The following is a 19,969-nucleotide window of genomic DNA, read 5'->3' as shown; positions in this document are numbered from 1 at the left end:
CAGGGCGGCGGGCCGAGCGCTCCTGATCACCTCAGTCGGTGGGGGTCAGCCCGGTCGAGGCGCGGAACGAGCCGTCCATCTCGAACGGCACCGACTCGTGCTCGTGCGTCACCAGCCAGCGCCCGTCGATGCGGCGCAGGCCCAGCGTCACCCGGAACCACAGGCTGAAGGGCGCGGTCGAGCCGCGAGGCACGGCGGTCAGGCAGTCGAGGCTGGTCGCGAACGCCACGTCGCCGTCCGTGGTGATCTCCAGGTGGGTGACCTCGCGGCGCGGCGGCGCCTCGAAGGTGGCCATCCAGGCCTCGAGCGCGGCCGGGTTCTCGCCGTCGCCGGGCTGGCGCAGCGGAGGGGCGAGGGTGTACGAGACGCTGACCGATCAGCAGCGGATCGACTTCGGCCTCGGCCACCTGCGGCTGAGAGAGGAGATGCGCGAGGCCGGCGTGCTGGTGGTCAGCGAAGGGCTGGGCGACCCGGCCCTGGCCACCCAGGTCTCGGTGCGCGACGGTAGGACGATCACCTCCGACGGCCCGTACGCCGAGGTCAAGGAGCACCTGGCCGGCTTCTACCTGATCGACGTCGCGGATCTCGACGAGGCGGTCGCCTGGGCCGCGAAGGCGCCGGACGCCGCGTATACCCGGGTCGAGGTGCGCCCCATCCTCGATATGAGCACATGGGAGCTGTGACCGGGCTGCCGGACCTGCTGCGCGAGTGCGCGCCGCAGGTCCTGGCCGCCGTCGTGCGCCGCTACGGCGACTTCGAGGCATGCGAGGACGCGGTGCAGGAGGCGCTGATCGCGGCCGCCCGGCAGTGGCCGGAGACCGGCGTCCCGGAGCAGCCGCAGCACTGGCTGGTCACCGTGGCGAGCCGCCGCCGGGTGGAGCTGCTGCGCAACGAGACGGCCCGCCGGCGCCGCGAGGAGGCGGTCCGGCACGAGCCCGCGCCGCAGGTCCGCGGCGACGACGAGCTGGCGTTGCTGCTGCTCTGCTGCCATCCCGCGCTGAGCGTGCCGGCGCAGGTCACGCTCACCCTGCGGGCGGTCGGCGGGCTCAGCACCGCGGAGATCGCCCGGGCTCTGCTGCTGCCGGAGGCCACCGTCGGCCAGCGGATCACCCGGGCCAAGCAGCGCATCCGCGACACCGGCACCCGGTTCGAGACGCCCGCGCCGGGCGAGCTCGGCGAGCGTCTCACCGCGGTCCGCCACGTGCTCTACCTGATCTTCAACGAGGGCTACACGGCCAGCTCCGGCGACGCCTTGAACCGCGTGGAGCTGACCCGGGAGGCGATCCGGCTGACCCGGCAGCTGCACCGGCGCCTGCCGGAGGACGGCGAGGTGGCCGGCCTGCTCGCGTTGATGCTGCTCACCGACGCGCGCCGGCCCTCGCGCACCGGGCCGGACGGCACCCTGGTCCCGCTCGCCGAGCAGGACCGGCGCCGCTGGGACGCCGCCGCCATCGCCGAAGGCGTCGCGATCATCACCCACACGCTGGCGCGGGCCCCGATCGGCCCGTTCCAGCTGCAGGCCGCGATCGCCGCGGTGCACGACGAGGCGGCACGCGCCGAGGACACCGACTGGCCGCAGATCCTCGCCCTGTACGGGATGCTGCACGCACTCGCCCCGAGCCCGATGGTGACGCTGAACCGGATCGTGGCGCGCGCCATGGTCGACGGCCCGGAAGCCGGGCTCGCCGCTCTGGACCAGATCGCCGAGGATCCGGTGCTGGCCCGGCACCACCGGACCGCGGCGGTGCGGGCCCATCTGCTGGAGCTGGCCGGCGACCGGGCCGGGGCGCAGGAGCACTACCGGCTGGCGGCACGGCTCACGCTCAGCCGGCCCGAGCAGCGCTACCTGGAGTCGCGGGCCGCGCAGCTCCAATAGTGGAGCCGTGGTCGTGGACCGCCTCTCCGTCGATGAACACGAGGTCGGCCCGCACGTCGTGCAGCGTCGTGCCGGGCTCGAACGGGTCGCGGTCCAGGACCACCAGGTCGGCGGCCTTGCCCGGCGTCAGGGTGCCGATCTCGGCGTCGAGGTGGCTCACGTATGCCGACCCGGCCGTGTACGCCGTCAAGGCCTGCGTCAGCGTCAGCGCCTGCTCCGGCAGCATGGGCGTCTGCGACGTCGGCCACGCGGACTCGGCGGAGCCCTCCGGCTCGGTGCGGTTGACGGCCACGTGGATCGCCGGCCACGGGTCGGGCGTGCTGACCGGCCAGTCGCTGCCCGCGGCGAGCCGGCCGCCGGTGCGGGCGATGGCGCCGAACGGGTACTGGTGCGCGGCTCGTTCGGGGCCGAAGAACGGCACGCACAGGGTGTCGTTCTGCTCGTGGTGCGTCGCCCACAGCGCCTGGATGTTCGCGGTCACGCCCAGTGCGCCGAAGCGCGGCACGTCGTCGGGGTGCACGACGTGCAGGTGCGCGATGTGGTGCCGCCGCGCGTTGGCGCTCGCCTGCACGGCGTCGAGGCACTCGCGGACGGCCCGGTCGCCGATCGCGTGGAAGTGCACCGCGAAACCGGCCCGGTCCAGCGCCGCGACGTGTTCGCGGAGGCGGGAAGGGTCCACATTGGACGTACCACAGAAACCCTTGCCGACATAGGGATCGATCATGGCGGCGGTGAAGTTCTCGGCCACGCCGTCCTGCATGATCTTCACGATGCCGGCCCGGAAGCGCGCCGCTCCGGCGGCGAGCGCGCGGCGCCGCTCGAGGTCGGCGATCTGCTCGCCGCCCCGGTCGCGCTCCCACCACAGCGCGCCGGCGACCCGGGCCCGCAGCCGCCCGGCGGCGTCGGCGCGCAGGTAGGTGCCGAGCTGGTCGCGGGAGCCGGCGTAGGCGCCGACGATGGCGTCCTGCCAGCCGGTGATGCCGAGCGAGAAGAGGTACCGCTGCGCCTCCATCAGCGCCCGGTCGTAGTCCTCGTCGGTGTCCTCGGGCAGCAGCGGCGTGACGAGGTCCATCGCGGCCTCGTGGAGTACACCCGTCGGGCGCCCGTCCGGGTCGCGCTCGATGCGGCCGTTGGCCGGGTCGGGCGTGCCCGCGTCGATGCCGGCCCGCTCCAGCGCGGCCGTGCTGACCCACGCCGAGTGGTGGTCGCGGTTGGGCAGGAACACCGGCCGCCCGGAGGCGACGGCGTCGAGGTCCTCGCGCCGCGGCAGCCCACCCGGGAACGCCGACATCGACCAGCCGCCGCCGGTGATCCACTCCCGCCCCGGCTCGGCCTTCGCGTACTCGCCGACGGTCCGCAGGTAGGCGGCGCGGTCGTGCAGGTGGGACAGGTCACAGCGCAGCCGCTCGAGGGCCCCGCTCACCGGGTGCACGTGGGCGTCGTGGAACCCCGGCATGAGCATCCGCCCGCCGAGGTCGACGTGCTCGAACGCGATGCCGTCGAGCGCGTCCCGCGCGGAGCGTGCGTCACCGACGGCGACGATCCGCCCGTCGCGCACCGCGAGCGCCTCAGCACGCCCCTCGCCGGTCCACACCGGCCCACCCGTGAACAGCATTGCGCCCATGGCGCCATTCTCCGCCATGATCCGCATGTCCGATAAGGTGCGGGCGTGATTCGGGTACTGCTCGCCGACGACCACCAGCTCGTCCGCACGGGGTTTCGGGTCATCCTCGAGACGGAGGACGACCTCACCGTCGTCGGCGAGGCGGCCGATGGACGGCAGGCGGTCGAGCTGGCCCGCGGGACCGAGGCGGACGTGCTGCTCATGGACGTCGAGATGCCGGGGCTGGACGGGCTGGCGGCCACCCGGGAGATCACGGCGGCCGGGCCGACGCCCGCGGTGCTCATGCTGACGACGTTCGACCGGGACGACTACCTGTTTGCGGCGCTCGAGGCCGGGGCCAGCGGGTTTCTGCTCAAGAACGGCACGCCCGAGGCGCTGATCGACGCGGTGCGGATCGTGGCGCGCGGGGATGCGCTGCTGGCGCCGGAGCTGACGCGGCGGGTCATCGCGGCGTTCGCGCGGCCCAAGGCGCAAGGAGGGTCGCCGCGGCAGGCGCAGCTGCTGGAAGAGCTGACGCCGCGCGAGCGCGAAGTGCTGGTCGAGCTGGCCGGTGGGGCGACCAACGCGGAGATCGCGGTGCGGCTGCATCTCGGGGAGGCGACGGTGAAGACGCACGTCAGCCGGGTGCTCACCAAGCTGGGGTTGCGCGACCGGACGGCGGCGGTGGTGTTCGCCTACGAGCACGGGGTGGTGACACCGGGTCCGTCGCGCGACGGACCCCGCGGGTAGATCGCTGGCCGGATTCGGTGGGGCGGCGCGGCGCCTAGCGTATGCGGCATGAGCGACGCGCTGCAGCTGGAGGGGGTCGACCGGCGCTTCGGGGACCGCCAGGTGCTCACCGACATCACGTTTGCGGTGGGGGCCGGGCGGATGACCGGGTTCGTCGGGGCCAACGGGGCCGGCAAGACCACGACGATGCGGATCATCCTCGGCGTGCTGGCCGCCGATGCGGGCACGGTCACCTGGCAGGGGGCGCCCCTGACCAAAGAGGACCGGCGCCGGGTGGGATATATGCCCGAAGAGCGAGGATTGTACCCCAAGCAGAGCGTCCGCGAGCAACTGATCTACCTGGGGCGGCTGCACGGGCTGGGTGCGGAGACGGCGCGGCGCAACGCCGCCGATCTCATCGAGCGGCTCGGGCTGGGGGAGCGGGCCGACGATCCGCTGCAGCAGCTTTCGCTGGGCAACCAGCAGCGCGCGCAGATCGCCGCGGCGCTCGTGCACGAACCGGTGCTGCTCGTGCTCGACGAGCCGTTCTCCGGGCTCGACCCGCTCGCCGTGGACGTGGTCGTCGGGGTGCTGCGGGAGCGGACGGCGGCCGGCGTGCCGGTGCTGTTCTCCAGCCACCAGCTCGACGTCGTCGAGCGGCTCTGCGACGACCTCGTCATCATCGCCGGCGGGCGGATCCGGGCCACCGGCACCCGCGCGGAGCTGCGCGCGTCCTACGCCGAGCCGCGGTACGAGCTGCGCGTCGACGGCGACGCCGGCTGGCTGCGCGACCACGCCGGCGTGACGCTGCTCGACCTCGACGGCGACCGCGCCGTGTTCGACCTCGCCACGGGCGCCGACGACCAGGCGGTACTGCGCGAGGCCCTCGCCCGCGGGCCGGTGCGCTCGTTCGGGCCCGTCGTGCCCTCGCTCGCCGAGATCTTCCGAGAGGTGACCCGATGAACCGCCTGGAGGCGGTGCGCCTCGTCGCCGCGCGCGAGCTGAAGGTGAAGCTGCGCGACAAGACGTTCCTGTTCAGCACCCTGTTCTTCCTGTTCTTCGCCGCCGCCTCCACGGTGCTGCCCGCGCTGTTCGCCGGCGGCGCGTCGAGCGTTGCGGTGGCGCCGGGCTCGGTCTACGAAGCCCGGCTGCACGACGCCGGGCTCGAGGTCAAGGTCGCCGCCGAGCCGGAGAAGCTCGTGCGGGACGGGGACGCCGACGCCGCGGTCGTGGACAAGGGCGGCCGGCCCGAGGTGCTCGCGATGAAGTCCGCACCGGGCGACGTCGTGCGGGCGCTGTCGACGGCTCCCGAGGTACGACTTCTGGATCCGAGTGCCGTTGACGAACTGGCGTCGTACCTCGTGCCGTTCATGTTCGCACTGGTCTTCTTCTTCACATCGCTGACCTTCGGCATCCAGATCGCGCAGAGCGTGACCGAGGAGAAACAGACCCGGATGGTCGAGATCCTGGTCGCCGCGGTCCCGGTGCGGGCGCTGCTTGTGGGCAAGGTCGTCGCCGGCGGCATCCTGGCGCTCGCGCAGGTCGCGCTGATCGCTCTGGTGAGCGTGACCGGCGCCCAGTTCACCGACGACGCCGACAACCTGCTGCCGCTGCTCGCGCCGGCGATGACCTGGTTCATCCCGTTCTTCGTGCTCGGCTTCGTCATGCTCGCCTCGCTGTGGGCGGCCGTCGGCGCGCTGGTCAACCGGCTCGAGGACATCAACAACGCGGGCATGCCCGTGCAGCTCGCGGTGATGGCGCCCTTCTTCCTGGTGATCTTCCTGCAGGACAACCCGACGGCGATGCGGGTGATGTCGTACGTCCCGCTCTCCGCGCCCACCGCCATGCCGGTGCGGCTCTTCGACGGCGACGCCGCCGGCTGGGAGCCGTTCGTGGCCCTGGCCGTCCTGGCGCTCACCACCGTCGGCGCGCTGTTGGCCGCGGCGCGCATCTACGAAGGGTCGCTGCTGCGCACCAACGGGCGGACGTCGTGGGGCGCGGCGTGGCGGGACCGCGAGTTGCGCAGCATCTGACCGCATCTGACCACGCTGTACGTGCCAGAGTGGCGTTCATGGATTACCCCGCGCACCTGCTGGCCCGTGAGGCGGCGCCGCCCTACTTCGGCGAGGAGCCGCACGCCCTCTGGCACTACAGCGAGGACCCCGGCCTCGGCCGCTTCCGCCCGCACACGCCCGCCACCAACCCCACCGCGCCGCCGCTGGTCTGGGCCGTCGACACCCGCCACGCCCCGATGTTCTGGTTTCCGCGGGACTGCCCGCGCGGGTGCGTGTGGCCGCAGGCGGACACCACGCCCGAGGACCGCGAGCGCTTCTTCGGCCAGAGCGCCGCGGCGCGGATCCACGTCATCGAGTCGGCGTGGCTCGACCGGATGCGTGATTGCCAGTTGTACGCGTACCGCTTCCCGGCGGAGCCGTTCCGCCCGCACGAGGAGGTCGGCGGCTACTGGGTCTGCGACGAAGAGGTCGAGGCCACCGAGCGGGTGCCGGTCGACGACCTCATCGGCCGGCACGCGGCGGCCGGCATCGAGCTGCGCGTCACCCCGTCGATCTGGCCCTTCTGGAACCGCGTCGCCGCCTCCACCGTCGGCTTCAGCGGATCGCGGCTGAGGAACGCTGCATGATCGCCTACACCGACGCCGACGGCAACGAGACCGGCTTCGGGGGGCTGCCCGCCTGACCGCCCTGCCGCGGAATCGGGAACCTGGCGCGCACCCGGAACCCGGGTCCCCCGGTGCGCGGCCCCGTCTCCAGGCTCCCCGAGTGCGCGGCCACCCGCTCCCGCATGCCGATCAGCCCGAGCCCGCCGGCCCCCCGCCGCGCCGGCCCCCGCCCGTCGTCGGCGACGTCGAGCTCGAGCTCGTCGGCGTGGTAGCGGATCCGCACGTCCAGCTTCGTCGCACCGGCGTGCTTGAGGGTGTTGGTGGCGGCCTCCTGCACCACGCGGTACCCGGTGAGCGACAACGACTCCGGCAGCTCCACCGCGTCGCCGAACACCCCGAGCGAGGTTTCGAGGCCGGCGTGCCGCACGGTGTCCAGCAGCTCGGCCACCCGGTGCAGCCCGAACGCCGCCGGCGCCGCGTCCGCCGCCTCGGGCCCCGGATCCCCCTGCCGCAGCAGCCCGAGCATCCGATGCAGCTCGTCGACGGCGGTGCGCGCGCTCTGCTCGACGGCGGTGAGCGCCTGTTTGGCCTGCGCGGGGTTGCGGTCCAGCACCCGCCGCGCGGCCGAGGCCTGCACCCCCATCACCGACACGTGGTGCGCCACCACGTCATGCAGCTCGCGGGCGATGCGCAGGCGCTCGTGCAGTACCGTGCGGGCGCTTTCTTCTTCCTTCGCGGCCAGCAGCTGCGCCCCCTGCGCCTCGACCTGCTGCCGCCGCGACTCGGCGATCCAGGACAGCTCGCCGAAGAAGTACGCGAACCCGAAGATGAGCACGTTGACCAGCACGCCGTTGATCGCGGACGCCAGGATCGGCGACACGGGCCCGTCCGCGTCGGCGAACTCGGCCGCCGACAACCCCGGCAGCGCGATCAGGTAGGAGATCCCGAGCCACACGAACATCGCCGCGATGATCCCGCCGCGAATCCAGGACGCCCGTCGATGGTCCCGCCCCCACGCCCCGAGCGTGTAGATCGCGGCGAACAACGCCCCCGACGTCAGCTGCTGCTCGGGCGCATGCCGCACCTGCCCCACGATGAACGCGGCCGACACGACAACGGCGACCGCATCGGGCCACCGCCGCCGCAAGCACAACGGCAGCGTCGCGAGCACGGCCCACAACACCTGCTCGAACAGCGTCGGCGGATGCCCGAACGCATAGAACCCGACGCTGCGGGTCAGGGTGAGGCTGAGCAGCGTCATCGCGGTGACGACCAGCCCGATCCCGACGTCGATCCGCAGCCGCCGCGCATCCGGCCGCGGCCGTTGCCACCCTTCCACCGCGCTCTGCTTGTCCACCGCCCACCCCTCCACCCGACAGCCGCCCCGCAGTCTACGTGCTCGTATCTACGGCTAGTCACGCGATTTCTCTACGCTGCGTGATGCTCGGGAGATCAACTTGCTGGTGGGTGGTATGGTGATATTGATTTAAGCGGAAGGCACCATTCGCCCGATTGTGCCGCTCGTCAACCGCGGACGTTTCAACCGCGGACGTTGCCCTTCGCCGCGGTCTTGGGTGCCCTTCGCCGAGGTTTTGCCAGGGCCGAGATTGGCAACGGCTGAGGATTCGCAACGCTCGCCGGCGCGTGTGTCTGGTCGGAAGCGGCGATCGAGGCGTCGGCACGTGTCTGGCCGGCGATCGAGGTGCCGGCGCGTTTCGGGTCGGGGCCCGCGATCGGGGCGCCGGCGCGTTTCGGGTCGGGGCCCGCGATCGGGGCGCCGGCGCGTTTCGGGTCGGGGCCGGTGATCGAGGTGCCGGCGCGTTTCGGGTCAGGGCCCGCGATCGAGGCCCTGGCCGGCTCCGGGTCAGGCGCGTTGGCGCGCGCGCTCTGCTGGCGGGTGACCGGTGCCGGTGTGGCGACCGGGCGCCTGCGCCGCATGCAGTGCTCGATCGCGCCGCTCGGGTCGGCGTCGCTCACCGCCGACCGCACCGCCTCGCGCAGCCAGTTCGGCATGTGACCGGCCAGGTTCAGGCCGCTCTCGACCTGCCAGCCGTCGTTGCCGAGCTCGTTGAGCAACGTGACCTTGCCGGGGATCGCCTGCGAACGGATCTTCTCGCCGTCCACGACCACCGCGGCCAGGTCGTACTCGATGGCCCGCTTCGACTCGTCCGGGTGGATGCGCAGGTTGCGCTGCTCCTCGGACTGCGTCGACACGAAATAAACGTAGCCGTACTCCCATTTCTCGCTCACGCGGCGGTGCTGCCCCGACGGCCGAAGGCGAAACGTAGATATGCGTGGAGCCCATCCGACAGGCGCCGGTCCGTCCTCGACGATCGGGATTCAGGCGCTTCGGGACCGATCCGCGGCGGTGCGGGCGGTGCGGTCCGTGCGGTCCAGGCGGTGCAACAGGAGGCGCTGCTGGCGGGCGTAGGCGCGCTGGCCCAGCGCCCGCAGCTGCTCCCGGCTGCGGGCGCCGCGCAGGTAGTGATCCAGCGGCTCCGTCGGCTCGCCGAGGGCCTCCTCGATCGCCGGCAACACCGCGTGCTGCGCCAGGCGGTAGGCGCCGGCGCGGCCGGGGACCGCCTCGATCGGCAGGCCGGCCGCGGTCAGCAGGTCCATGTCGAGGTAGATGGTGCGCACGTCGACGCCGAAGCGGCAGGACAGGGCCGCGGCGGAGACCCACGGGCGGGAGCGCAGCTGCAGCAGGATGCCGACGTGCCGCGCGTGCCGGGCGCTCACGACGCCACCAGCAGGGCTGACAGGGCGGAGGCCTGGGTGCGCCAGTCCGGCGGCGCCGCCGGCGGCGCCCATCGGCTGCCGATGCGGTTCATCGGATCGCGGCCGTTCCACAGGCCGGTGGCCTGCGTGTCGGCGAAGGACTGGAACTGCTGGCCGGCTTCGGCGAGGTACCGCATGAACACGCCCTTGAACTGTTTCTGGTTGTCGTCACAGGTCTGCCCGCTCCGGTCGCACGACTCGGTGAGCACGCCGCCCTGCACGAGCGACGAGTTGAGGGCGGCGGTGCCGAGCCGGCGCGCCGCGTCCTGATAGGCCGTCGAACCGGTCGCCCGGAACAGCTCCATCGCCGCGCCGATCGCCAGGCCCTGGTTGTAGCTCCACACCGTCTGCCCGTTGTTCTGGCAGCCCGTGGTCAGCCCGTCGTTGACGAGGCCGGCCGAGTTGATCATGCCGCTCGCGTTGAACCAGTTCCACCCGGTGACGGCCCGGTTCAGCCACGCGGTGTCGCCGGCGATGCGGTTGTGCAGCGCGGCCGTCAGGCGCAGGTACAGGCCGATCGTCACGGCGTTCTTGTAGGTGCGCTCGCGGTCCCACCAGACGCCGCCGCCGCAGGTCGACGGGTCCCAGAACCCGGCGACATAGTTGGCAATGGTGACGGCCTCGTCGAGGTACACGCCGTCGTGAGTGAGGTCGTAGGCGTCGATCCAGGTGAGGCCCCACCACGCCGTGTCGTCCACGGAGCGGCTGATGAAGTGGCCGTCGACGGGGTCGGAGGAGCGGGCGCCGGCGGGGAAGGCGACGCGGTTGACGTCGAACGTGCGGCGGATCGCCCAGGCATGGGTCTGGTCGCCGGTACGCCGCGTGTAGCCGATCACCGAGCTCAGCGCGACCGCGGAGTTCCACCAGCTCGACGGCCACCACGACGGGTAGGGGTCGTAGGAGTACATGAGCGCGTCGGCGGCGCCGCGCAGGCGGTTCGCCGACGGGCGGGTCCAGGGCGTGCACGCGCCGTTCTGGCCCTCGACCGCCCGGCCGCAGGCGCGCACGACGCCGCCGTACAGGTACGAGACGGGGTCGGTGGCGTTGAAGCGGTTCGTGCGGCCATTGGTCGTACGGCCCAGGGATGAGCCGCCCGGCCAGCTCGCGCCGCCGTCGAAGGAGCGGTCCAGCCACACCTCGTCGCCGGCCCGGTTGTTGGTGATCGTGCCCCACGCCATGCCGGCCGCGTCGAAGTGCAGCGAGATGCTGCGCCCGGCGAGGGTGACGGTGCTGACCGGCTGCGCGTCGGTGCCGCCGGCGGCGTTGTCGCAGGCGGGGTTGCACACCGCCGGGCGCACCCAGGCGGTGCAGGCCACGGCGTGCGCGTCGCCGCAGGCCCGGACCATGCCGCGGCGGTGGTGCGAGGGGTCCGAGAGGTTGTACATCAGGGTCCGGGTGCCGGTCCACGTGCCCGGGATCCACGCCTTGCCCAGCAGCCCCTCCCAGGTGGCGCCGCCGTCGAAGGAACGGTCCAGCCACACGGACTCGCCCTCGGTGCCCGCGTCGATGCTGCCCCAGGCCATGCCGTCGGCGTCGGACAGGTGCAGCACGATGCGCCGGTTGTTGATCAGCAGCGTGCCGACGGGGAAGGTCTCCTGGCGGGCCAGGGACGGGTCACGGGTGTCGCAGTACTGGGAGCAGACGGGTGGGTTCGCCGCGTGCGCGGGGTTCGCCGCGACCGCGAGGCCGGCGACGAGCAGCAGCAGGACGGCGAGCGTTCGGTGGATGGCGGCCACGGGAAACTTCCTTTACAGAAAGCGCTCTCACAACGTTGTACGTCGATGTAGATCCCCGGTCAACAGGCAATGTTCCTTCCAGATGCGGCGCAGCCGATGACGAGATGCGGCTCAGCCGATGACGCGGACGTCGGCGTCCGTCAATGCCCTGGTCCAGGCCTTCAGCTGGTCGATGCGGCCGGGGAAGTGGTCGGCGTCGCCGCCGTTCCACTTGCCCCGGCCGATCGTGAACGCGCCACCGGCGGCCCACGCCGAGCCCGCCGCCGCGTCGGCAACGAGCACGCCGTCGACGTACAGCCGCAACCGGCCGGCCGTCGCATCCCGCACCCCCACGAGATGCGTCCAGCCGTCCACCCGCGGTGGGAACGGCGACACCGCCCGGGTCGCCGCCGCGTTCGCCTGGTCGGCGGCGAGCATCGCGAACGCCCACGCGTTGTCCGCCGCCGAGTACTGCAGGTAGAAGCCGCTCGCCTGCGCGCCGTCCTGCCCCGCCACCGTCGCGAAGTTCGACGTCGCCGCGAGCTGCACCCAGGCCGACACGGAGAAGCTCGCCGACGTGTCGACCAGCCGCTGCGCGGTCGCGAAACCGGTGCTGCCGTTGAGCGCCAGCCCCGTGCCGCTGTATCCGCCGCCGAGCGCCGCGCCACCGCTGAGGGTCAGGGATGCGTCGGCGGCGTCGAAGTGGTACGCCGCGACCTGGCTCGTGGCCAGGCCCGCGGCGGCGGAGATCGAGGCGGCCGGCAGGGCGTGGTCGTAGGTGCACACGTCCTCGATCGCGCCCAGGAAGGCGTCGACGGCGGCGCCGTTCCATCGCGCCCGGCCGACCGCGAGGGGACCGTTGGCCTGCCAGCCGGCCGTGTACGCGGCCTGCCCGCGCAGCACGCCGTCGACGTAGAGGCGGATCTGGCCGGCCTCGGCGTCGTAGACCCCGGCGAGGTGCGCCCACACGCCGGTCGCGGCCGTGGTCGAGGCCACCGCGCGGGTCGAGGCGGCGCCATCGGCGTCGGCGGCGGTCATGGCGAACGCCCATCGGCCGTCCTGCCCGGAGTACTGCAGGAAGAACCCGCTCACCCGGGCGCCGTCCTGGCTGACCGCGGTGCGGAACCCGCCGAGGTCGGTGGGGTTGACCCGGGCCATGACCGTGAACGAGCCGTCGGTGCGCACCACCGGGCGCGCGGTCGTCATCGGCGTGCCCGACCCGTCGTGGCCGTTGCCGCTCGCGTCGAGCTGGTTGCCCCGCAGCGGCCACGCGCCCGTCAGCCCGTTCGGCGCGTTGCACAGGGTCGCCAGCGCGAGGGCGCCGCCCATGACGGGCCGCGCGGCGAACCCGGCCTGGTTGCCGCTGTCGGTGTCGTGCCAGTCCGTGAAGGGCACGCGCGACGCCGTGGTGTTGGCGAAGGTGTACGCCTTGGTGATGAGCGCGTCGCGAGCGGCCGGCTGCCCGGTGAGGAACGCCGCGGCCCACAGCTCCCAGTCGACCTTCGTGTACGTGTGCCTCGGGTCGAGCGGGACGCCGTAGGCGTGCTGGTTCTGCACGTACCAGCTCGCCTCCTCGGCGGCGATCGCGGCCGGCACGAGGTTGGTGGCGGCGAGGCGGTCGGCAAAGCCGTTGTACTTCAGGCTCCACGTCGTGTCGGCGCCGTCGTAGGTGAGCTTCAGGTGCGTCCGGCCCGAGTTCTGCGCCATCGCCTGCCACTGCGCGATGTAGGAGCGCGCCGTCGCCGCGTACGTCGAGGGCTGCCCCGCCCAGCGGGCGATCGTGGCCATCGCGCCGATGCCGACGATCCCCTTGAGCGCCAGGTTCACGCTGTGCGCGATGAACCCGGTGAAGTCGTCGGTCTGGTTCTGGTTGCCCGGGTCGGGCAGGTTGGCCACCAGGTAGTCGGTCCACTGCTTGAGCTTCGCGTAGTGCGCGGTCGCGTAGGCGCCCGCCCGGGCGGCCGGCATGCGCGAGAGCAGCGCGGCGACCATGACGAGCATGTTCGCCGACTCCTCGACCGGCATGTCCTCCTCGGGCTGGCCGATGCGGCCGAACGCGTTGGGGTACACGCCCAGGTCGTGCGGCGCGAAGGGCTTGTCGAAGCCGCGCACCTCGGTGTAGTCGAACAGCGGCGCGAGCAGCAGCTCCAGCCAGCGAGGGCTCATGCGCAGGTACGCCGGGAACGCCGGGTAGATGACGTCGACGGTGCTGAAGTCGCCGTTGGAGGAGATCTCCTTGAGCATCACCCAGGGTGACCCGCCGCGGTTGACCAGCTCGGTCCCGCCGAACGCCTGGCGCAGCACGAGGGCGCACAGCGCGGCGTACTGGTCGGCGGCGGCTCCCGGGATACCGACGGCCTGGCGAGCCCACGCGTCGACCTGCGCGTCGGTCGCGGCGGCGCCGGCCCGGGCCGCGTCGCGATCCGCACGGAACCAGGCGAGCATGTCCGGCCAACCGGCCCAGTAGGTCCGCCACCACGGGTCGAGGCCGGCGCCGAGGTAGGACACGGCTGGCGTGCGGACGTGGCCGATGACGAGGACGACCGGGCCGCTGCCGGCCGGGCCGACGGCGCCGAGCGCGCGGTTGAAGGCGAACACGGGCCAGCTCGCGTTGATGGGCCGCGGCTGGTTGGCGTCGGCGGTGCCGGCCAGGGCGCCGGTGCTCGCCGCCTGGGCGCGCACCGCGGTGTCCGCGCCGGTCTGCCAGGTCAGGCCGCTCACGTCGTCGGTGGCGAAGATGACGGTACCCCAGGACGCCTGGTCGCCGGCCTCGGCGAGCACGGCCGGGCTCGCCGGCTGGAACGTGTGCACCCGCTGGCCGCCGCTCGCCTGCGTGGCCCAGCCGATCTGCGTCGTGCGGTCGCCGTGCGCCCATTCGCCGGAGATGTCGACGTACAGGCTCACCTGGTGCGTGTTCGCGTCAGCGGAGAAGGCGGTCACGGAGAGGTACGACATCGGCACCGACTGCCGCCGCAGGTCGGCCGGGTCGACGGGGGAGAGGAACTCGACCTCCAGCCGGACCGGGCCCGCGACGATCGTGAACGTCGAGCGGGTCGCGGTGACGACGAGCGCACTCTGCGTGGCGAGGGGCCAGCCGCCGGACGGCGCGCCCATGAACACGTAGGGCTGCCCGTCGACGCGCACGATGCCGGTGATCGCGGTGACGGCGCCGGCCCAGAACGTGGGCCAGTTGCCCGGCAGGTTGTCGGCGCGCAGCCACGTCGAGAGGTAGGGCGAGCGCACCGCGAGGGGCGTGGCGGGCGGGCGGATCGGCGTGAACGTCGACGGGCCGGCCGCGTCGGCAGGGCCTGGGGCCAGGGCGATCGGGCCGAGCGCGGTGCCCGCGAGCCCGCCCAGGGCCGCGAGGCGGAGCAGGTCCCGGCGGCTGGGGTGCAATGGCGGGTTCACGTGACGTAGCAAACATTTTCCGACGCTATGTGTCAACGATCTACATGGATATTCATCGGTACCTGTTTGAAGTTGTTCGGTCGTTGAAAGTTCCGCGAGAGTTCTGAAAAGCATTGACAGATCAGATTTCGGTACAACCCGATGCCTCGCGGCGCGCCTCTAACCTGTGACCGCCTGCCGCGAAGGGAAACCGCAAGCGTTGCGATCGGACCTGGAACATGACTACACGCAGTACGTGGCCGCCCGGCTGCCGCGGCTGCACAGCATCGCCTACCAGCTCACCGGCGACCGCCACCGGGCCGACGATGCGGTGCAGGATGCGCTGACGGCGCTGTACCAGCGCTGGGGGCGCATGCACGAGGTGCGCAACCTCGACGCGTACGTGCACACCATGGTCGTGCGGGCCGTGCTGTCCGACCGGCGGCGCTTCTGGGCCCGGGTGCAGCTGTGGGCCAACCCGCCCGACGAGACGCCCGGACCGCCCGACGATCCCGGGCCGGAGCAGCGCATGGTGCTGCGCCAGGCGCTGCGGGCGCTGCCGGAGGGCCAGCGCACCGTGATCGTGCTGCGGTTCCTGTGCGACCTGCCGGTCGAGGAGGTGGCGGCCGTGCTGGGCCGCTCGGAGGGAACGGTGAAGAGCCAGACGTCGCACGGGCTCAAGTCGCTGCGGCGGCTGCTGTCCGGTTCCGAGATCGCCGTACTGAAGGGTGGTGCCGCGTGAACGACAACCCGCTGCAGCTGCTGCGCGACGACGTCGCGCCGGGCACCGCGCTCAACCCGGGTCTGCTCGTGGCCGCCGGGCGGCGGCGGGTGCGCCGGCGCCGCGCCGCGATCACCGGCGTCGCCGCCGCCCTCGTGCTCGTCGCCACCGTCGGCGTCGCCGCGATCGCGGCCGAGCGCCTGCCGCAGCCGCCCGCGCACCCGCACCCGTCGCCGACCCCGACGTTGACCGTCGACCCGAACTGCCGCTCGCACGCGCTCGCCGTGTCCGGCGGCGCGCCGATCGAGCACGTCGTCGTCGACACCACCGGACGCTGGACGGCCGGGCTGCGCGCCGACCACCGCGGCGTGGTCATCTGGCACGACGGCGAACCGGCGGGCGGGGTGCAGGACGTGGACGTGACCTCCCTCGCCGGCATCAGCTCGTCCGGCGTCGCGGCCGGCACCGGCAACGACTCCGGCGGCCGCTCGCGCGCGATGACGTTCACCGGCACCCACGCCACGGTGCTGACGCCGCCCGCCGGCGCCGCCTCGGCGTCGTTCACGCAGGCGTCGGCCGTCAACGGCGCCGGCGATGTCGCCGGCGTCTACGGCCCGGGCGGTGGCAAGCAGCAGGCGGTCGTGTGGCGCCGCGCAGATCCACTGCACCCGCGGCTGCTGGCCGCGCCGGACAACTCGGCCGCGATGGACATCTCCGACAACGGCGAGGTCGGCGGGTACGTCGGAGACATTGCCGGCCGGCACCGCCCCTACGTGTGGGACGCCGACGGGCACGGCCGGGAGCTGCCGCTGCCCGCCGGTGCCGGCAACGGGCTCGTCAACGGCCTCGGCGCCGGCTACGCCTTCGACCTGACCGCGAACGTCCGGTGGCTGACCGGCCCCGGCAGCGTCGAACCCGCCGGCTACGCGGTGCCCCGCGGCCTGACGGGGCGGGACGTCGGCGCCGACGGCTCGATCCTGGTCAGCAGTGACCGGCAGGTCATGCTGGTGCGCGATCGAGGCACCACGCAGCTGCCGACGCCGGCCGGCGCCGAGTCCGTGCGAGGCACGTCGATGAACCACGACGGCTCGGTCGTCGGCGGCGTCTCGGGCGGCCAGCCCGGCGGCCTGCCCCTGGTGTGGATCTGTGGCCAGGGCTGACGCGGGCCTCTGACCTGCGGCTGTATTGACAAATGTTGACCAAACGTAGATCAGGGGCTATGAATGTCAATCGAGAGCGCTCTCCCGTCCTCACCGCCACCGAACGGGAGACACCATGCCCCGATCCCGCAAGGTCGACCGGCTACTCGCCGGCGCGGGAGCCGCCCTACTGGGCAGCACCCTAGCCGTCGTGCAGTTCGCGGCCCCCGCCCAGGCCGCCGACCTCAACCTGACCCAATACGTGAACCCGCTGATCGGTACGGACGACAGCAACTCCCCGAACCCGGTCGGCGGCGGCGCCGGCGGTAGCACGTTCCCGGGTGCGACCGTGCCCTTCGGCATGCTCCAGTTCAGCCCGGACACGCCCACCGCCTCGCCCTCCGGCTACCGGGACAGCGACCGGACGATCGAGGAGTTCAGCCTCACCCACTTCAACGGGGCGGGTTGCCCGAACAACGAGGACATCGGGCTGCTGCCGGTCACCGGCGCGCTCGGCTCCTCGCCCGGCTCGGCGTGGACGAGCTACGCATCGGCGTACACCAAGACCAACGAGGTCGCCCAGGCCGGTTACTACAAGAATCGCCTGGACAAGTACTCGACGAACGTCGAGGTCACCTCCACCTCCCGCACCGGCGTGATGCGCCTGACGTTCCCCTCCGGCACCCAGTCGCGGCTGCTCGTCAACACCAGCCGCAGCGCGACCGGCAACCGCAGCGGCGCCATCACCATCTCGGGCAGCAACATCACCGGCAACGTGACCGCCGGCGGGTTCTGCGGGTCCTCGAAGACCTACCCGATCTACTTCTCGATCCACTTCGACCGCGCACCGTCGTCGTTCGGCACCTGGAGCGGCTCGACGATCAGCAACGGCTCGGCGAGCACCAGCGGCACCAACACCGGCGGCTTCGTCACCTGGGACACCACGAGCAACGCGGTCGTCAACGCCCAGATCGGCGTCTCCTTCGTCAGCGTCGCCAACGCCACGGCCAACCTCAACGCCGAGACGGCGGCGTTCGACACGGCGCGCACCAACGCCGACGGCGCCTGGAACACCGCGCTCAACCGCATCCAGGCCACCGGCGGCAGCGCCACCGAGCTGCAGAAGTTCTACACGGCGCTCTACCACGTCATGCAGAACCCCAACCTGTCCAGCGACACCAACGGGCAGTACCGCGGCTTCGACAACGCGATCCACACCGCGACCCACAACGTGTACCAGAACTACTCGGGCTGGGACATCTACCGCTCGTGGTCCGCGCTCGTCGCGTTCATCGCGCCCGACATCGCCAGCGACATCATGAAGTCGATGGTCCTCGACGGCCAGCAGGGCGGCCTGCTGCCCAAGTGGTCGCAGCAGACCAGCGAGGACTTCGTGATGACCGGCGACCCCGGCCCGATCATCGTCGACGAGGCGTACCAGTTCGGGGCCCGCAACTTCGACACGGCCGCCGCGCTGCAGCTGATGAAGAACGCGATCGCCGGCCAGGGTGCGCAGGGCTCGCCGATCCGCGGGCGCGAGGCCGAGTACGAGTCGAAGAAGTACATTTCGGGCGCGCCGTCGGACTCGATGGAGTACTCGGCGTCGGACTTCGCCGTGGCCCAGTTCGCCAAGTCGCTCGGCGACACGACGACGTACAACTCGGCGATGACCCGCGCCCAGTACTGGCGCAACACGTTCAACACCGAGTCCTCGTTCATCCACCCGCGCAACAGCGACGGGACGTGGCCGTGGCCGCTGAACCCCGCGCAGGAGAGCCCCTTCACGGAGGGTAACGCCGCCCAGTACACCTGGATGGTCACCTACAACTTCGCCGGGCTCATCAACCTCATGGGCGGCCCGCAGACCGCGCGGCAGCGCCTCGACCACCACTTCACCGAGCTCAACGCCGGCCTGTCCCGCCCGTACTTCTACCTCGGCAACGAGCCCGAGCACGGCGTGCCGTGGGCGTACAACTTCGCGCAGTACCCGGCCGGCGCCTCCTCGGCGGTGCGGCGCGTCATGACCGAGCAGTTCACCACCGGCGCCGGCGGCCTGCCCGGCAACGACGACCTCGGCGCCACGTCCGCGTGGTACGTCTGGTCGGCGATGGGCATGTACCCGGCCACGCCCGGCGCGGACACCCTGGCCATCCACGGCCCGTCGTTCCCGTCGATCCTCATCCAGCGCACCGCCGGCAACATCCAGATCAACGGCGGCAGCTCCACGTCGCAGTACGTGCAGAGCCTGACGCTGAACGGCTCCTCGGTGTCGAACAACTACCTGCGCTACCCGGACCTGGCCGCGGGCGGCACCCTGCAGTACACGATGGGCACCAGCCCGTCGTCGTGGGGCACCGGCGCCGGCAACGTCCCGCCGTCCTTCACCGACGGCGCCTCGCAGCCGGCCACCCCGCCGAACCTGGGCACGAACCTCGCCCAGGGCAAGGCGGCCAGCGGCTCGGCCACCTGCGCCGCCGCCGAGTCGGCCGACAAGGCCTTCGACGGCAGCCTGGCCAACAACAGCAAGTTCTGCTCGTCGGCGGCGACCAAGTTCCTGCAGGTCGACCTCGGCTCCAACCAGACCGTCGGCTCCGTGGTCATCAAGCACGCCGGCCTCGGCGCCGAGAACACCGGCTGGAACACGGGCGCGTTCACCATCTCCACCAGCACCGACGGCACCAACTGGACCCAGGCCGCCTCCGTGACGGGCAACCGTTCCAGCCGGACCCTGCACCAGTTCGCCCAGCGGACCGCCCGCTACGTGCGGATGGACATCTCCACGCCCGCCAACGACGGCAACGGCGCGGCGCGCATCTACGAGTTCGAGGTCTACAGCACCGGCCCCGCCGGCAACCTCCTGCTGAACAAGCCGGCCACCGCCGACTCCTCCTGCGCCAGCAGCGAGGGCCCGGAGAAGGCGGTCAACGGCAGCGTCTCCGGCGGCAACTCCGACAAGTGGTGCTCGCTCGGGTCCAGCAAGTGGCTGCAGGTCGACATGGGCTCGTCGGTCCACCTGAGCTCGATCGTCGTGAAGCACGCCGGCGCCGGCGGCGAGTCGGCGACGTGGGACACCCGCGACTTCGACCTGCAGGTGTCCACGGACGGCAGCACGTGGACGACGGTGGCGTCGCCGCGCGGCAACACCGCGGACGTCACCACGCACGCGGTCAACGTCACCGGCCGTTACGTCCGGTTGAACGTCATCACAGCGACCCAGACCACGGACAACGCGGCGCGGATCTACGAACTGGAGGCCTACGCCTAGTAGCCAGTCCCTTCCAGTTGGCGGCACGGTCCTCTTGGGGGCCGTGCCGCTCGCTGTGGTCGTTGCAATGACGGATTTGAATCCGCGTAACGACGTTGTGGCGTTCAACGGGGAGACCGATCGTCGTCACCTGCCG

16 protein-coding genes are annotated in these 19,969 nt (G+C 72.2%); 9 read left to right on the top strand and 7 right to left on the bottom strand.

Annotation, left to right across the window (positions count from 1 at the left end):
- Positions 1 to 31: 31 nt before the first annotated feature.
- Positions 32 to 295, bottom strand: coding sequence for a nuclear transport factor 2 family protein (locus ABD901_RS44890; protein ID WP_345137533.1), 264 nt, complete (start codon positions 293 to 295; stop codon positions 32 to 34).
- Between the two features lie 61 nt (positions 296 to 356).
- Here ABD901_RS44890 and ABD901_RS44885 point away from each other — a divergent pair, with 61 nt between their 5' ends.
- Together ABD901_RS44885 and ABD901_RS44880 are read left to right on the top strand one after the other, a co-directional pair.
- Positions 357 to 683 carry a YciI family protein gene (locus ABD901_RS44885; protein WP_345137530.1) on the top strand — a complete coding sequence of 109 codons (327 nt, stop codon included), beginning with the start codon at positions 357 to 359 and terminating at the stop codon, positions 681 to 683.
- Positions 671 to 1,876, top strand: a complete 1,206-nt coding sequence (locus ABD901_RS44880; RefSeq protein ID WP_345137528.1) for an RNA polymerase sigma factor — start codon at positions 671 to 673, stop codon at positions 1,874 to 1,876. Before ABD901_RS44885 ends, ABD901_RS44880 begins: the two co-directional genes overlap by 13 nt.
- Here ABD901_RS44880 and ABD901_RS44875 read toward each other — a convergent pair.
- Positions 1,824 to 3,500, bottom strand: coding sequence for an amidohydrolase (locus ABD901_RS44875; protein WP_345137526.1), 1,677 nt, complete (start codon positions 3,498 to 3,500; stop codon positions 1,824 to 1,826). The two genes, ABD901_RS44880 and ABD901_RS44875, sit on opposite strands and share 53 nt — an antisense overlap.
- 45 nt (positions 3,501 to 3,545) lie before the next feature.
- On the opposite strand from ABD901_RS44875, the gene ABD901_RS44870 reads away from it, so the two are divergent.
- Genes ABD901_RS44870 through ABD901_RS44855 form a run of 4 tightly spaced genes read left to right on the top strand, consistent with a single transcriptional unit; the run spans position 3,546 to position 6,849 of the window.
- Entirely contained in the window at positions 3,546 to 4,229 is a 684-nt protein-coding gene (locus ABD901_RS44870) for a response regulator (protein ID WP_345137524.1), read from the top strand.
- A gap of 48 nt (positions 4,230 to 4,277) precedes the next feature.
- Entirely contained in the window at positions 4,278 to 5,171 is an 894-nt protein-coding gene (locus tag ABD901_RS44865; protein WP_345137522.1) for an ABC transporter ATP-binding protein, read from the top strand.
- Positions 5,168 to 6,241 (top strand): ABC transporter permease, encoded by a 1,074-nt coding sequence (locus ABD901_RS44860; protein ID WP_345137519.1) that lies wholly within the window; start codon positions 5,168 to 5,170, stop codon positions 6,239 to 6,241. Before ABD901_RS44865 ends, ABD901_RS44860 begins: the two co-directional genes overlap by 4 nt.
- 38 nt (positions 6,242 to 6,279) lie before the next feature.
- Positions 6,280 to 6,849, top strand: coding sequence for a DUF6886 family protein (locus tag ABD901_RS44855; RefSeq protein WP_345137517.1), 570 nt, complete (start codon positions 6,280 to 6,282; stop codon positions 6,847 to 6,849).
- Positions 6,850 to 6,853: 4 nt separating this feature from the next.
- Here the strand turns inward: ABD901_RS44855 and ABD901_RS44850 are convergent, their stop codons facing one another.
- The 5 genes from ABD901_RS44850 to ABD901_RS44830 form a co-directional block, all read right to left on the bottom strand.
- Positions 6,854 to 8,185 (bottom strand): sensor histidine kinase, encoded by a 1,332-nt coding sequence (locus tag ABD901_RS44850; protein WP_345137515.1) that lies wholly within the window; start codon positions 8,183 to 8,185, stop codon positions 6,854 to 6,856.
- 182 nt (positions 8,186 to 8,367) lie between these two features.
- Positions 8,368 to 9,078 carry a hypothetical protein gene (locus ABD901_RS44845; protein WP_345137512.1) on the bottom strand — a complete coding sequence of 237 codons (711 nt, stop codon included), beginning with the start codon at positions 9,076 to 9,078 and terminating at the stop codon, positions 8,368 to 8,370.
- A gap of 90 nt (positions 9,079 to 9,168) precedes the next feature.
- On the bottom strand, positions 9,169 to 9,567 hold the full coding sequence (locus ABD901_RS44840) for a helix-turn-helix transcriptional regulator (protein ID WP_345137510.1): 399 nt from the start codon (positions 9,565 to 9,567) through the stop codon (positions 9,169 to 9,171).
- Complete coding sequence (locus tag ABD901_RS44835; protein WP_345137507.1) at positions 9,564 to 11,342, bottom strand: glycoside hydrolase family 76 protein; 1,779 nt, start codon at positions 11,340 to 11,342, stop codon at positions 9,564 to 9,566. The genes ABD901_RS44840 and ABD901_RS44835 overlap by 4 nt, the downstream gene beginning before the upstream one ends.
- 111 nt (positions 11,343 to 11,453) lie before the next feature.
- Positions 11,454 to 14,729, bottom strand: a complete 3,276-nt coding sequence (locus ABD901_RS44830; protein WP_345137505.1) for a glutaminase domain-containing protein — start codon at positions 14,727 to 14,729, stop codon at positions 11,454 to 11,456.
- A gap of 199 nt (positions 14,730 to 14,928) precedes the next feature.
- Here ABD901_RS44830 and ABD901_RS44825 point away from each other — a divergent pair, with 199 nt between their 5' ends.
- The 3 genes from ABD901_RS44825 (at position 14,929) to ABD901_RS44815 (ending at position 19,833) form a co-directional block, all read left to right on the top strand.
- A complete protein-coding gene (locus ABD901_RS44825; protein ID WP_345137501.1) occupies positions 14,929 to 15,450 on the top strand; it encodes a SigE family RNA polymerase sigma factor in 522 nt (173 codons plus the stop codon).
- Positions 15,447 to 16,589 (top strand): hypothetical protein, encoded by a 1,143-nt coding sequence (locus ABD901_RS44820; RefSeq protein WP_345137499.1) that lies wholly within the window; start codon positions 15,447 to 15,449, stop codon positions 16,587 to 16,589. Before ABD901_RS44825 ends, ABD901_RS44820 begins: the two co-directional genes overlap by 4 nt.
- A 115-nt stretch (positions 16,590 to 16,704) precedes the next feature.
- A complete protein-coding gene (locus ABD901_RS44815) occupies positions 16,705 to 19,833 on the top strand; it encodes a GH92 family glycosyl hydrolase (RefSeq protein ID WP_345137497.1) in 3,129 nt (1,042 codons plus the stop codon).
- Positions 19,834 to 19,969: the final 136 nt, after the last annotated feature.

The sequence above is a fragment of the Dactylosporangium darangshiense genome (genome assembly GCF_039537565.1).
In the GTDB taxonomy this organism is placed as follows: domain Bacteria; phylum Actinomycetota; class Actinomycetes; order Mycobacteriales; family Micromonosporaceae; genus Dactylosporangium; species Dactylosporangium darangshiense.
Note: the sequence above shows the minus strand (reverse complement) of the source record. Positions and strands in the feature narration are given on the sequence as shown.

Coding starts and splice junctions, on each gene's coding strand:
- ABD901_RS44890 (WP_345137533.1), bottom strand. CDS start 295: ATGGCCACCTTCGAGGCGCCGCCGCGCCGCGAGGTCACCCACCTGGAG.
- ABD901_RS44880 (WP_345137528.1), top strand. CDS start 671: ATGGGAGCTGTGACCGGGCTGCCGGACCTGCTGCGCGAGTGCGCGCCG.
- ABD901_RS44875 (WP_345137526.1), bottom strand. CDS start 3,500: ATGGGCGCAATGCTGTTCACGGGTGGGCCGGTGTGGACCGGCGAGGGG.
- ABD901_RS44865 (WP_345137522.1), top strand. CDS start 4,278: ATGAGCGACGCGCTGCAGCTGGAGGGGGTCGACCGGCGCTTCGGGGAC.
- ABD901_RS44860 (WP_345137519.1), top strand. CDS start 5,168: ATGAACCGCCTGGAGGCGGTGCGCCTCGTCGCCGCGCGCGAGCTGAAG.
- ABD901_RS44855 (WP_345137517.1), top strand. CDS start 6,280: ATGGATTACCCCGCGCACCTGCTGGCCCGTGAGGCGGCGCCGCCCTAC.
- ABD901_RS44815 (WP_345137497.1), top strand. CDS start 16,705: ATGCCCCGATCCCGCAAGGTCGACCGGCTACTCGCCGGCGCGGGAGCC.